This is a genomic window from Psychrobacter sp. 1Y10, assembly GCF_052259005.1.
GTDB lineage: Bacteria > Pseudomonadota > Gammaproteobacteria > Pseudomonadales > Moraxellaceae > Psychrobacter > Psychrobacter saeujeotis.
On record NZ_JBQQES010000001.1, the window covers coordinates 617,234 to 631,474 of the forward strand.

At 42.1% G+C, this 14,241-nt stretch carries 13 protein-coding genes; 7 read left to right on the plus strand and 6 right to left on the minus strand.

Annotated elements, in window-relative coordinates; genetic code table 11:
* Positions 1–32: 32 nt before the first annotated feature.
* From ACTXGH_RS02635 to dcd, 7 genes are all read left to right on the plus strand, one after another.
* Positions 33–746: a CoA transferase subunit A gene (locus tag ACTXGH_RS02635; protein ID WP_439295835.1), complete on the plus strand. Its 714-nt coding sequence runs from the start codon at positions 33–35 to the stop codon at positions 744–746.
* 104 nt (positions 747–850) lie between these two features.
* Positions 851–1,480, plus strand: coding sequence for a CoA transferase subunit B (locus ACTXGH_RS02640; protein WP_439295834.1), 630 nt, complete (start codon positions 851–853; stop codon positions 1,478–1,480).
* A 64-nt stretch (positions 1,481–1,544) separates the two neighbouring features.
* Positions 1,545–2,345: a 3-hydroxybutyrate dehydrogenase gene (locus ACTXGH_RS02645; RefSeq protein ID WP_439295833.1), complete on the plus strand. Its 801-nt coding sequence runs from the start codon at positions 1,545–1,547 to the stop codon at positions 2,343–2,345.
* Positions 2,346–3,183: 838 nt separating this feature from the next.
* Positions 3,184–3,984 carry a 3-hydroxybutyrate dehydrogenase gene (locus ACTXGH_RS02650; protein ID WP_299216594.1) on the plus strand — a complete coding sequence of 267 codons (801 nt, stop codon included), beginning with the start codon at positions 3,184–3,186 and terminating at the stop codon, positions 3,982–3,984.
* A 264-nt stretch (positions 3,985–4,248) separates the two neighbouring features.
* Positions 4,249–5,598, plus strand: coding sequence for a magnesium transporter (gene mgtE / locus ACTXGH_RS02655; RefSeq protein WP_439295831.1), 1,350 nt, complete (start codon positions 4,249–4,251; stop codon positions 5,596–5,598).
* Positions 5,599–5,842: 244 nt separating this feature from the next.
* Positions 5,843–7,060: an iron-sulfur cluster carrier protein ApbC gene (apbC, locus tag ACTXGH_RS02660; RefSeq protein ID WP_439260582.1), complete on the plus strand. Its 1,218-nt coding sequence runs from the start codon at positions 5,843–5,845 to the stop codon at positions 7,058–7,060.
* A gap of 117 nt (positions 7,061–7,177) precedes the next feature.
* Complete coding sequence (dcd, locus tag ACTXGH_RS02665) at positions 7,178–7,753, plus strand: dCTP deaminase (protein WP_058369435.1); 576 nt, start codon at positions 7,178–7,180, stop codon at positions 7,751–7,753.
* A gap of 81 nt (positions 7,754–7,834) precedes the next feature.
* Here the strand turns inward: dcd and ACTXGH_RS02670 are convergent, their stop codons facing one another.
* From ACTXGH_RS02670 to ACTXGH_RS02695, 6 genes are all read right to left on the minus strand, one after another.
* Positions 7,835–8,272, minus strand: coding sequence for a ClpXP protease specificity-enhancing factor (locus ACTXGH_RS02670; protein ID WP_439295830.1), 438 nt, complete (start codon positions 8,270–8,272; stop codon positions 7,835–7,837).
* Between the two features lie 137 nt (positions 8,273–8,409).
* Positions 8,410–9,024, minus strand: a complete 615-nt coding sequence (locus tag ACTXGH_RS02675) for a glutathione S-transferase N-terminal domain-containing protein (protein ID WP_439260584.1) — start codon at positions 9,022–9,024, stop codon at positions 8,410–8,412.
* 227 nt (positions 9,025–9,251) lie between these two features.
* Positions 9,252–9,968: a cytochrome c1 gene (locus ACTXGH_RS02680; protein WP_299216576.1), complete on the minus strand. Its 717-nt coding sequence runs from the start codon at positions 9,966–9,968 to the stop codon at positions 9,252–9,254.
* Positions 9,968–11,173, minus strand: a complete 1,206-nt coding sequence (locus tag ACTXGH_RS02685; RefSeq protein ID WP_299217979.1) for a cytochrome b — start codon at positions 11,171–11,173, stop codon at positions 9,968–9,970. Before ACTXGH_RS02685 ends, ACTXGH_RS02680 begins: the two co-directional genes overlap by 1 nt.
* A gap of 22 nt (positions 11,174–11,195) precedes the next feature.
* Positions 11,196–11,780, minus strand: coding sequence for a ubiquinol-cytochrome c reductase iron-sulfur subunit (gene petA, locus ACTXGH_RS02690; protein ID WP_439260585.1), 585 nt, complete (start codon positions 11,778–11,780; stop codon positions 11,196–11,198).
* 464 nt (positions 11,781–12,244) lie between these two features.
* Positions 12,245–14,191: an ATP-binding cassette domain-containing protein gene (locus tag ACTXGH_RS02695; RefSeq protein ID WP_439295829.1), complete on the minus strand. Its 1,947-nt coding sequence runs from the start codon at positions 14,189–14,191 to the stop codon at positions 12,245–12,247.
* Positions 14,192–14,241 lie beyond the last annotated feature (50 nt).

Here is a 14,241-nt window from a genome sequence, read left to right on the forward strand (position 1 = left end):
AATCAACGAACAGATAATTATAGGAGTCAACCATGAGTCAATCAAAGGTATATAGTAGTGCAGAAGAAGCGTTAAAAGGTATTGTCAGTGACGGCCAAACTCTTGCTATTGGCGGTTTTGGTCTATGCGGCATCCCTGAGGCGTTGATCGAAGCATTGCGTGATAGCGGTGTTAAAGATTTAACCTGTATCAGTAACAACGCAGGTGTTGATGACTTTGGCTTAGGATTGCTACTACAAACTCGTCAAATCAAAAAAATGATCTCATCCTATGTCGGTGAAAACAAAGAGTTTGAGCGTCAATACTTAGCGGGCGAATTAGAAGTTGAGCTGACCCCGCAAGGTACATTGGCTGAAAAGTTACGTTCGGGTGGCGCGGGTATTCCTGCCTTTTATACTGCAACTGGCGTTGGTACACTTGTCGCAGAAGGTAAAGAGACGCGTGATTTTGATGGTCGCACATATGTACTTGAGCATACATTGCGTGCTGATGTGGCGCTAATTAAAGCGCAAAAAGCAGATAAGTCAGGCAACTTGATATTCAACAAAACTGCTCGTAACTTCAATCCAGACTGTGCAATGGCTGGCAAAATCACCATCGTCGAAGTAGAAGAAATCGTAGAGACAGGCACTTTTGATCCCGATGAAGTGCATTTACCTGGTATCTTTGTGCAGCGTATTGTGTTGAATAATAGTCCTGAAAAACGTATTGAGAAAACGACAACTAAAGCAGTTGAAAGCGCTTAGATGTTGCTTGGACACTGTATTAGATTAAGCACTTATTTAGATAAATAAATGAAATAGCTATTTAAAATATTTTTTAGGATTGGTATAAAAATAAGGAAAATATCATGGCATGGACAAGAGAGCAGATGGCACAGCGTGCCGCGAAAGAACTACAAGATGGTTATTATGTGAATTTAGGAATAGGGCTACCAACCTTAGTGGCCAACTATATCCCTGAAGGTATGGACGTTTGGCTACAATCAGAAAACGGCCTATTAGGTATTGGTGAGTTTCCAACTGCTGAAAATGTCGATGCTGACTTGATTAATGCGGGTAAACAAACAGTAACCGCAGAGCCTGGTGCCAGTTATTTTGGCAGTTCAGAATCATTTGCTATGATTCGTGGCGGTCATGTCAATCTGGCAATATTGGGCGCGATGGAAGTCTCAGAGCAGGGCGATCTTGCCAACTGGATGATTCCCAAAAAAATGGTCAAAGGTATGGGCGGTGCCATGGATTTGGTTGCTGGCGTGCAGCGTGTGATTGTACTGATGGAACAAGTGAACAAACATGGCGATCCAAAAATCCTTGCCAATTGCGAGCTGCCATTAACAGGTAAAGGAGTAGTAGATCGTATTATTACCGAGCTTGCAGTATTAGATGTCACTGATAATGGCTTAAAGCTGGTTGAGCTTGCAAACGGTGTGAGCTTTGATGAGCTGCAAGAAAAAACGCCTGTGAGTATTGCTCAGTAGTTATGGTGCATAAATATATCTAGCACAGGCATTCAAAAAGCTATTTAATCAAGGAATACAAAATATGGCGACCGAATTACAGCAAGATCTGACAGGAAAGGTAGCATTAATCACAGGCTCTGCAAGTGGTATTGGACGCGATATCGCTGAGACTTATGCCAAAGCAGGGGCAGCGGTTGGTATTGCAGACATTAATCTTGAAGCGGCGCAGCAAACGGTCGATGCCATAGAATCGGCTGGCGGACGTGCTCTTGCAATTGCTATGGATGTCACCTCAGAATATGCCGTAAATGATGGCGTACAACAGTTAGTCGATACCTTTGGTGGTATTGATATTCTCGTTTCTAACGCCGGTATCCAGATCATTGATCCAATTAGTAAAATGGCGTTTGATGACTGGAGAAAAATGCTGGCTATCCATTTGGACGGGGCGTTCTTAACTACTAAAGCTGCCGTACAACATATGTATAAAGAAGACAAAGGTGGTACGGTCATTTATATGGGTTCGGTACACTCGCACGAAGCTTCACTTTATAAAGCACCTTACGTTACCGCTAAGCACGGTCTGCTTGGGCTGTGCCGTGTATTGGCAAAAGAGGGCGCAGCTCATAACGTGCGCTCGCACGTAGTATGTCCAGGGTTTGTGAAAACGCCGTTGGTCGAAAAACAAATCCCTGAGCAAGCGGCTGAAAAAGGTATCAGCGAAGAGGAAGTCGTTAACGATATTATGTTAGTCAATACTGTCGATAAAGAGTTTACCACTGTCGAGGATATTGCTCAGTTAGCGCTATTTTTAGCAGCGTTCCCAAGTAACGTATTTACAGGGCAGTCTATCGTTGCCAGTCATGGCTGGTTTATGAACTGATCTTCTGAATAAATACATTTATCTTTATATTGCTTTAAACAGAACAAAAGCCTTGTAACTTTATCTCGATGGCTCTATAAGGCTATTAAGATAGGGTTATTAAGGCTTTTTTCTATTAATATCATAATGATAATATAAGCTGATCATTCACAGGGATAGTTAAGCAATTCATATTTTAATCTTTAGTTCAAATTTATAGTTGACATTCAATGCATATCACTCTATAAATAATATTCAATTATAACCAACAGCCCATTGTTGTCACTTTGCTTTTAGTGTGTGACAGCAACGTCATGGCGCTGCTCCAGTACCGATTCAGCATCTAACTCTTTACCGATAATCTGTGTAATATCGCAATCTATTGTATATCCTCATCTATTACACATAGCTCTACTGGCAACACTATCCGTATCAAATGAGCGAGCGTATTTTCTAGCGCTAGCGGTTATCTATTTTATATCGACTGGCTATAATATTGATTATCAATAACTATGCTCGTTTTTCTGAGTTGATACCATTATTACCTATCAAAAAACATTCAATAAGTACGATCAAGAACCATCATTAATAACAAAAAATTTCTACAATTCGTTATCTCCTTTTCCTAATAACAGCATTCAAACGGCTGTTGTTTATTCAAGACCACGCAATACGAGACACTTCATAATGCGTGTTAACCCTAAGTAATAGGGTCAGAACGCTACAAAAACTGTGCAACGGAACTGCGCATAGCTTATCACTGAGCTACAAAAACAGTGAGTGCGTGCTTAGTTAAAGGCTTGCTACAACTGTAGCGTTTCGCCATTACTATTATACCCACCCATAATAAGGACAAACTATGGTGACCCAAGTACAACAAGATTTGACAGGCAAGGTAGCCTTAATCACTGGTGCAGCTGCTGGTATTGGGCGTGACATTGCTGAGACTTATGCAAAAGCTGGTGCTCTGATCGGCGTCGCTGACATTAATCTTGAAGGCGCTCAAGAAACAGTCGATATGATTACCAAAGCTGGCGGTAAAGCGCTGGCAATCAATATGGATGTCAGATCTGAAGATGCTGTCAACAGTGGTACCAAACAGCTTGTCGATACCTTTGGTGGTATTGATATTTTGGTCTCAAACGCAGGTATTCAGCTTATTAATCCGATTAATAAAATGAGTTTCGACAACTGGAAAAACCTGTTAGCTATCCATCTAGATGGTGGTTTTTTAACCACTAAAGCGGCTGTAGAATATATGTATAAAGACAATAAAGGTGGCACGATTATCTATATCGGTTCAATTCATGCTCATGATGCGTCACTTTTTAAAGCACCTTACATTACTGCAAAGCACGGATTACTAGGTTTGTGCCGCGCCATTGCCAAAGAAGGTGCTCCGCATAATGTACGCTCGCATATGATTTCTCCAGGCTTTGTCAGAACGGCAATGGTTAATGAGCAAATACCACTACAGGCTACTGCAAAAGGTATCAGTGAAGAGGCTGTGATCAACGATATCTTACTTGCGAATACGCTCAATAAAGAGTTTACGACTATCGAAGATGTGTCGCAAACGGCACTGTTTTTGGCCGCTTTTCCAACCAATGTATTTACCGGTCAGTCTATCAATGCCAGTCATGGTTGGTGCATGAGATAAGTTTTTACTCCCATCATTTATAAGAACATTTATAAATAAGAAAATAATTTTTAGATTACCACAAAGCCAGTACTATTGGCATTGTGGTTTTTTTGTTCATCCAAAACCAGTTTATTCATACCCATACGAATTTGAATTGACTATCGCTTGCTAATAAAAAATCAATCCATTAACATCTTGTCTTCTATTGACTTGAGCCAATGATGTTGACTCTTTTTTATTATTGTTTGCTGCACCGCTTAAAGGTCGCTCGGAGTAAGAATAATGAATAGCAAAGATGTTGTAGAGACCTTAGCAAAGACATTAAGCTGTGCTACTGAACAACACGAATTTGAGCAGTCAGTCAATCAATTACAAGACTTGCGCCCCATCGATATTGCTGATGTGCTCGCACTTATGGAGTCTAAACTTGCTTGGCAATTATTAGAACGTCTATCTAATCGCTCCACCATTTTTTCTTATTTAGAGCCTGATGTTCAAGTTGCTATGGCGCATGAGTTTCCTCGGAATATCATGGCGATATTGGTAGGGGAGATGCCTGCTGATGAACGCACTGACTTATATAAACATTTAAACCAAGATCAGCGTGATGCTTTACTTCCAGCACTGGCACAGGCGCAGCGTGAAGATATTCGTAAACTGTCCGCTTATGAAGAGCGCACGGCTGGTGCTTTGATGACATCAGACTATGCTACTTTGAGTGCTCAGATGACGGTTGCCGAAGCTTTGCATGCTCTACGTTTGGAAGCGCCTGATGCTGAGACCATCTACCACACCTACGTAATTGACGACGAACGTAGGTTAATGGGGGTAGTGTCATTACGAGTATTGATTTTAGCGTCGCCTAATCAGGCTATTGCAGACATGATGATGAGTACTGTGGTGTCCTGTCATGTCGATGACGATCAAGAAGTAGTGGCTAAAACCATTGCACGATATGACTTGATTGCCCTGCCAATTATCGATAATAGTGGTGCTTTGGTAGGCATTGTTACCCATGATGATGCAATGGACGTTGCAAGTGATGAAGCCACTGATGACTTTCACAAGTCAGGCGGCATCTCAACTATGGTAGGCAAGCTCAAAGATGTTAGCATTCGGGTGCTATATCGTAAGCGCGTGTTTTGGTTGGTGTTTTTAGTATTTGGGAACTTACTATCAGGATTAAGCATCTCAAATTTTGAAGAGGTCATTGCAGCCAATCTGGTATTGGTGTTTTTCTTGCCATTACTGGTAGATAGTGGTGGTAACGCCGGATCGCAGTCTGCGACCTTAATGGTGCGCGCCCTAGCGACTGGGGATGTGGTCATGCGAGACTGGTTTTCACTACTAGCCAGAGAAGCTCTGGTCGCGCTCATGCTTGGTGCTACGATGGCAGTGGCTATCTCTATCATCGGTTACATACGCGGTGATGCTGTGGTATCACTAGTGCTTGCGCTTAGTATGATGTCCGTGGTTATGATCGGCTGTGTGATTGGTATGAGCCTTCCTTTTGTGCTCAATAAACTAGGGTTTGACCCTGCTACTGCGAGTGCACCTTTAATTACCTCAGTATGTGACGCCTCAGGTGTGCTTATCTACCTCTTTATTGCTTCACAATTTTTGTCCATTTAACAAGCTAAATATAGATACAATAATCATCGACACCAGTATTTAAGTTAAAAGGCAGAAAAAACAGATTGTACAGGGCCTTGTACGATTAGCGTTGTGGTTTTTTTATCCTTGTAATTGAGCTACACTGTCACGATAAAAGGTTTGGCTAAAAAGCTCATAGACTATCTGGTTTTTCATATTTATAGCATTGTTAACTGAGCTCTTTTACCATGTCCACCCACTTTTATAGGCAGTAATAGTAGCTATGTTTAACTTTATAAAAAAAATAACGTCAGAAAAACCTGAGACTCCCAAGCAACAGGCAGAACGTGATAGTGCAGTAGATAAAGTACTACTGGGCTATGAAGTAGGTACTGTTAGCATTGCTACCATGATAACAGGGCTTGAGCGCAGCGGTAACCAGCTAACCTTAGACTTACGGTTGCCACAAGATAGTGATCCTGAAACCATTCAGCAAGAGCTTGGACAACTGCTGCATCCGCATGGTATCCAAACGATCCATATGAATGTGCGCCTGCCTGCACCAGCAAAAGGTGACGGAGCAAGCTTACCGAAACAGATGCCAAAGACGACCGATGCAATGGCTAAGCAAGATAAGTCAAGCGTACAGTCACATACAGACAGCGAACCACCCATAACGAAAGCGGCGCCAACTCAAGCTTCACTAGCAGCACATCCGCGTATTCGACATATTATCGTAGTAGCGTCAGGCAAAGGCGGCGTCGGTAAATCAACCACCACCGTTAATATTGCCTTGGCTTTAAAAGAGCTTGGCAACCGTGTTGGTGTGCTTGATGCTGATATTTATGGGCCTAGTATGCCAACGATGCTGGGCGTCGCTGATGTAAAACCGCAACTAGAAAATGAGCAGTTTGTTCCTGTTGACGCGCATGGCTTAGCGATGCTATCTATAGGTAGCTTGCTTGATAGTGATAATACACCTGTCGCTTGGCGCGGACCAAAAGCCACAGGTGCGCTCATGCAGCTATATAACCAAACCAACTGGCCACAGCTAGACTATTTGGTCATTGATATGCCGCCAGGTACGGGTGATATTCAGCTGACGCTTGCACAGCGTATTCCAGTGACTGGCGCAGTGATTGTAACGACGCCGCAGCATATTGCCTTACTTGACGCGCAAAAAGGTGTTGAGATGTTCAACAAAACCAGTATTCCAGTACTTGGTGTGGTTGAAAATATGGCATTGCATACTTGTAGCAACTGTCATCATACCGAAGCCATCTTTGGTATTGGAGGCGGTGAGCTTATCGCTGAGCAATATCACGTGCCGCTATTAGGTCAGCTGCCACTCGCCAGCGGTATTCGTGCGCAAGTGGATAAAGGTGAGCCAAGCGTTTTAGCTAATGATGAGTTCGCATCCTATTATCTGAACATTGCTAAGAACATTGAAGCCAATATTAGTAAGTTTGCTAAACCTGTCGATGATAAGCGTATATTTTAACCGACAATTAACTTAAGTAGGTTTAAAAAAGCCAGCTTAAGCAATTTTGTGATTACTCTATAAATTGATCTATCAATTCCGTATAATCGTCGCTATTAAAAATTTTGAGGAATAACAATGTCTATCAAGTCTGACCGCTGGATTCGTAAAATGGCTGAAGAACATGGTATGATCGAGCCATATGAGGCGGGTCAAGTACGCTTTAATGATGCAGGTGAGCGTCTGGTTAGTTACGGTACTTCAAGCTATGGTTATGACGTGCGCTGTGCACCTGAATTTAAGGTCTTTACTAACGTCCATTCGGTAGTCGTTGACCCTAAAAATTTCGATGAAAAAAGCTTTATCGACATTGTTGGTGATGAGTGTATTATTCCGCCAAATTCTTTTGCATTAGCACGTACGATGGAATATTTTCGTATTCCACGTGATGTATTGACTATATGTCTTGGTAAATCGACTTATGCACGCTGCGGTATCATCGTCAACGTGACGCCGCTTGAGCCTGAGTGGGAAGGGCACGTCACTTTAGAGTTTAGTAATACTACCAATTTACCTGCACGTATTTATGCGGGGGAAGGTGTGGCACAAATGTTGTTTTTCCAAAGTGATGCAGATGATGTCTGCGAGACCAGCTATAAAGATCGTGGCGGTAAATATCAAGGTCAACGCGGTGTGACATTACCGAGAACTTGATTTGAGTTGTAAAACTTTAAATAGACAATAAAAAAGCTGGGCGTATTAAATACGTCCAGCTTTTTTGTATTTTGCCATTTACTATTTTAAGACTTTTAAACCCGCTTTATTATTACGTTTCGGCTTGGACTCGGTAGCTGTGCTCTTTTTAGACGTACCTACAGAGTCTTCTTCAGGATCATAATTTTCATATTCGCTCGGGTCAAAAAACATACCTTGTGAGTTTTCTTTTGCATAGATACCCATGACGGCAGGTAGTGGCACCCAAATCTCTTGCGATACTCCGCCAAAACGTGCACTAAAGTGAATATAATCATTCTCCATACTCATATTACCAGTAGCGCGGCTAGCGATATTAAGCACGATACGGCCATCCTGTACGTGTTCGGTTGGTATTTGCACGTTTTTGGCAGTGGCATCAACCATTAAATATGGTGTCAGGGCGTTGTCCTCTATCCATTGATATAGCGCACGCACCATATAGGGACGAGTTGGGGTAATAGACGTGGTTTCGCTCATCTGATGGTTTCCTATATTTTTTGGTTTTTGATTAATAAAGTAATTTTATATGGCTTTTAGCTAACGGATAAGGATAAACTTACTTAGCTTATACTGGGTCAGTTGCTATTCTAGGACAGCTATATAAAGTTATCTAATTAGCGAACACTTTTTTGAAAGCTATTACGCTCAAAAAGCCGCGTTTGATAGTCTAGTAAAGGACGACTAATTGCACGTGGTAGCTCGATACCCATCTCGTCCAGTCGCCATAATAAAGGCGCCAATAGCACATCACACCATCCAAATTCATCTGACATAAAGTATGATTTATGAGCAAATAGTGGTGATAGGGTAATTAATGAATCAGTCAGCTGTTTTTTTGCTGAGGCTGCTTGCGTTTTGTTAAAGCTATCTGGATGTTTAAGCAAGCGTTTACCAAGCACTAACCAATCATGTTGAATACGCCAAGCTAACTGACGAAACTGCGCACGTTCTTGAGGCGTATCAGGCAACAGTTTATTTGCATGATAACGCTCTTCTAAATACTCAAAAATCACGTTAATCTCATATAGTGAGATTTCGCGCTGCTGTAACACAGGCAATGTATGATAAGGGTTCAGTTCAGTAAGGTCTTCAGGGCGCTCTGAGTGTAAACGTGACAAATAATAATCAAGCTTTTTTTCTTCAAGCAACAGGCGTACCACATGACTGTCGTAGCCATCATCAGCATATAAAATCAGCTGACTACTCGGAATGTCATTCGCATCAATCATGAGAGCCTAATGTTAATAGTTGAGGGTGTCATCGTAAACAAAGTTACCCTGTTTATCAAGGTAGCGTGCGTAAACATTATATACTGCTAGAGTTTATATAGTCACAGCAAGTCTATTTTATTTCTAAGATAGATTTTATTGAACTTTAAAACAATGCAAAAAAGGCACTACCTAAGTAGTGCCTAGTTTATACTGAATTTCTACATCTTTAACGTCTACTTATTTTATTATTTCACGTCTTTCCAAAACTCTTTATTAAGCAAGTAAACTGGAATGAGTAGTACCAATAAGAATAAGATGACAAAAAAACCAATTACTTGACGGTCATGACGGGCAGGTTCAGCCATCCATGCCATAAAATTCACCAAGTCACCGACTTCAGATTCGAATTCTTCAGCACTTAACTCTTCTTGCATATTATGCAATACATGAGGCATGGCCGCATTTGCCAGTACTAAGTTGTTAGCCCCCCAAGGACGGCTAGGATCTTCATAAAACGATAGTAAGTATGTATAAACCCAATCATCACCACGCAGTCTGGTTTCAAGCGTTAAATCTGGTGGTGCAGCACCAAACCATGACGCTTGAATCTCAGGATCAATTTCAGCATTGATATGATCACCGATTTGATCAGTGGTTACCATCAAGTACTTTTCTACAAGCTCAGGTGGTATTTCAAGATCTTTAGCAATACGTGAATGACGGACGTACTGTGCAGAATGACAACCTGCACAGTAGTTCATAAATATTTTTGCACCGTTTTGTAGCGAGCCCTTATTAGTAAAATCAATAGGCGCTGTACTACAGGCTAAGTGTTCTTCAACGCCTTCGGCATTGACAAAAGTCCCGCATCCGCCGCCGCCTGCTGCCAGTGCCGTACCAGCAGTCAAGGTCAATGCCGCGCCTAAGCCTAAACCTGTTAAGGATTTTGTTAGCGTGTTCATTAGTGACCTCCGGTAACACGTTCTGGTGGCTGTTTACACTTCTCGATAGCAGTGTAAATCGGCATCAACAAGAAAAACAAGAAATACAAGATTGTAAAGACACGGGCCATGATAGTCGCCGTTGGTGTCGCAGGCGTAGCACCTAAATAACCCAGTACAATGAAGCTAATAGCAAACACAGTTAATGCAATCTTAGACAAGATACCTTTATAACGTATAGAGCGTACTGGTGATCTATCAAGCCATGGTATTAAGAATAGCACGGCAATTGCGCCACCCATTGCAATAACACCGCCAAGTTTATTTGGAACAGCACGTAAGATTGCATAAAAAGGCGTGTAATACCATACAGGTGCAATATGTTCAGGTGTTTTTAGTGAATTCGCTGTTTCAAAGTTTGGTGGCTCTAGGAAGAAACCGCCGCCTTCTGGGAAGAAGAACACTACAGCAAAGAAACAGATAAAGAAGACAACAATACCGATCATGTCATGCACGGTGTAATAAGGATGGAACTCAATACCATCTAATGGCACACCATTTTTATCTTTAAGCTTTTTAATATCGATACCGTCTGGGTTGTTTGAACCCACATGATGCAAGGCAACGATATGCATAAAGACTAAGCCCACAAGTACTAGAGGAATAGCAACGACGTGTAGCGCAAAGAAACGGTTTAACGTAATACCTGAGATAATATAATCACCACGAACCCATTCAGCAAGGCCATCACCAATCACAGGAAGCGCGGCAGGAAGGTTTAAGATAACCTGTGCACCCCAGAATGACATGTTGCCCCAAGGCAGTAGGTAACCGAAGAAACCTTCAGCCATCAACGCCAAATAAATTCCCATCCCGATCAGCCAAATAAGCTCACGAGGCTTTTGGTATGAACCATAAAGCAAGGCACGGAACATATGCAAGTAGACTACAACGAAGAAGGCTGAAGCACCAGTCGAATGCATATAGCGAATAAGCCAACCGCCTTTCACATCACGCATGATATATTCAACAGACGCAAACGCGCCTTCAGCACTTGGGTTGTACATCATCGTAAGCCAAATACCGGTCACCAATTGGTTGACCAATACCACCATTGACAATACGCCAAAAAAGTACCAAAAGTTAAAATTCTTTGGCGCATAGTACTTTGACATGTGGTATTCATAGGTTTCGGTCGCAGGAAAGCGTGCGTCCACCCAATGCATTAACTTTTTACCCATACTCATGTTAAGCCTCCCCAACCGTCAAGATAGTACCATCCATACTATATTCTGGGATGGGTAAGTTAAGCGGTGCCGGAACGCCACTATAGACACGACCCGCTAGGTCGTATTTAGAACCGTGACAAGGACAGAAAAACCCACCATACCAGTCATTGCCACCTAAGTCGGCTGCACCAACGTCAGGACGATAGTTCGGTGCACAGCCCAAATGCGTACAAACGCCTTCTACCACCAGTATACCCGGTTCAAGAGAGCGAGTAGGATTGACACAGTATTCAGGTTGTAGCGATGCACTAGAATCAGGGTCAGATAACAGCGGTTTTACTGATTCAAGCGTACCTATCATGTCTTCAGTGCGCTTAACCACAAAAATAGGTTTGCCACGATATTTGACGACGATCATTTGTCCATCTTCGATAGAACTGATGTCTTGAGTAACTGCCGCTCCGGCAGCTTCTGCTTTAGCACTTGGGGTCCAAGAACGAACAAAAGGTGTTGCTACAGCAGCTACCCCAGCTGCACCAATTGCGGCAGTCGAGGCAATAAGAACTCTACGACGTTGTACATTAACGCCTTCGGCTTGGCTCATTAATACTTCCTCCAGGTGAATGAAATGGGATTATCCCACACTGGGTTTGTGACTTAGAAATTTACAATACAAATATATAAGCCACGTTAGCTGTGCCTAATTTTGCTAATTGTTGCTATTCTAAGCTATTTTGGTCATAAAATAAATTAATGTGTCAAAAATAAAACGACTCTGACAACACATTGTTTATAGCTATAGTCTTATGAAAAAGTCACAGCCAAATCAAAGCTGAAACCTTATTATATTAAAATCCGATTGCAATAATCACCTTAAAATTAATAAGGATATTCAAAGACCAAGAATGATACTCGAAATTAGGGCAATGTTCACTAACTTTCCATAGATTTACTATCATTTGGTTCACCTAAACATATTCCAAACCTGCTTATCTATGATTTGTTACTATGGTCTATTCATAAACCTAGGTAAGTTGCTTTTGTAGACTGATCTAATTTAACAATGCTCTAATTGTTTTCGAGGGCTTCCCAACGTTCAAGCATATTCATTATCTCATCTTCGATCACTAATAAGCGCTCGCTTGCAACGGTTGCAGCGTCGAAGTCTTCGGTGAACCATGAACCATCCGCTAGTTTCTCTTGTAATTGAGTTTGTTCTTGCTCAAGAGTAGCAATCTGTTTTGGTAGGTTATCAAGCTCACGCTGCTCATTAAAATTTAATTTTTTAGCTGTTTTTTTAGGTTTGTTTTCCGCTGCTGACTTATTGGTAGATTTGGTATTTTCAGAGGCTTTATTTGCAGATTTGGCCGCATGAGCAGCTTGAACACGTTTTTTCTGTATCAAATATTCTTGATAACCACCTACATACTCTTTAACCACACCTTTGCCATTTTCGTCTTGGTCAAATACCCAAGTAGAGGTGACCACGTTGTCCATAAACGAGCGATCATGGCTGATAAGGAGAATGGTACCGTTAAAACTGCTGACCGATTCTTCTAATAGCTCAAGGGTTGCCATATCTAGGTCGTTGGTTGGCTCATCAAGCACTAGGATATTGGCAGGTTTTAGCAGTTGTTTGGCCAGTAAGACACGATTACGCTCACCACCTGATAGAGCTTTAACCGGGGTACGTGCACGCTCAGGCGCAAATAAGAAATCTTGTAAATAACTCATGATGTGGGTTTTACGACCACCAACTTCGATAAAGTCTGAGCCTTCTGATACATTTTGAGCGACAGTTGCTTCAAGATCCAGCTGATCTCGTAGTTGATCAAAAAAAGCGATTTGCAAATTTGTCCCAAGCTCAACGCTACCAGTCTTGGTTACCTCATCATCAGACATGTCGAGTAGGGCTTTAATAAGTGTGGTTTTGCCTGCACCATTTGGACCTATAATGCCGATTTTATCACCGCGCATAATAGTGGTTGTAAAATTATCAACCAACACATTACCGTCATACTCTAGATGCAGGTTTTTAACCTTACAGACCAGCTTGCCACTTTTTTCACCTTCACCCATAGTAATGTTAACATTACCAACTTGCTCACGGCGTGCGCTACGCTCTTCACGTAATGCTTTTAATTCACGAACGCGGCCTTCATTACGGGTACGACGTGCTTTAATGCCTTGACGAATCCATACTTCTTCTTGCGCCAGTTTTTTATCAAAATTGGCATTGTTCTTTTCTTCTGCTAGTAACTGCTGCTCTTTAAGTTCTTGATAACGGGCATAACCTTTTGCGCCCTGAGTCACGTCATAGCTTGTCAGCTGCCCGCGGTCGAGCTCTACAATGCGAGTCGCAAGCTTATCAACGAATGCTCTATCGTGAGTGACAAACAGTAGAGTTAGGCCTTGCCAGTCGAGCAAGAAGCGCTCTAACCACTCAATACTATCAACGTCTAAATGGTTGGTCGGCTCATCTAATAAGAGCATATCAGGCTTGGTCACTAATGCCCGCGCCAGTAACACACGGCGCTTACGACCACCAGATAAAGAGGATAAATCATCTTCAGGATCAAGCCCCATCGTTGTAATTAACCGTCTTGCTTCGCGCTCTAGATCCCAGCCATGCACAGCGTCGATATCATGTTGCAACGTTGCCATACGCTCGCACGCATCCATATCGCCATTTGCGCATAGGTCAGTTTGCTGATTGTATTTAATCAGTAAATCAGCGGTATGGCGGCTACCACCCATGACGATGTCGAGTATTTTACCACTGGTTTCAGGTACATCTTGCTCAAGCATCGCTACGCTTGCACTACCATTGATGATGATTTCACCACTATCAGGCTGTAAAGAGCCGTTGATGAGTTTGAATAAAGTAGATTTACCTTCACCATTGCGGCCGATCAAACAGACGCGCTCACCTTCATTAATGCTAAAATCAATACCATCGAGGACAGGGGCGACGCCAAAGGCGAGATGAATATTTTTTAAATGTATCAGTGCCATAAATTATCTTAAGCTTATATATAGTGATAAAAACAATGAGTGGACAATAG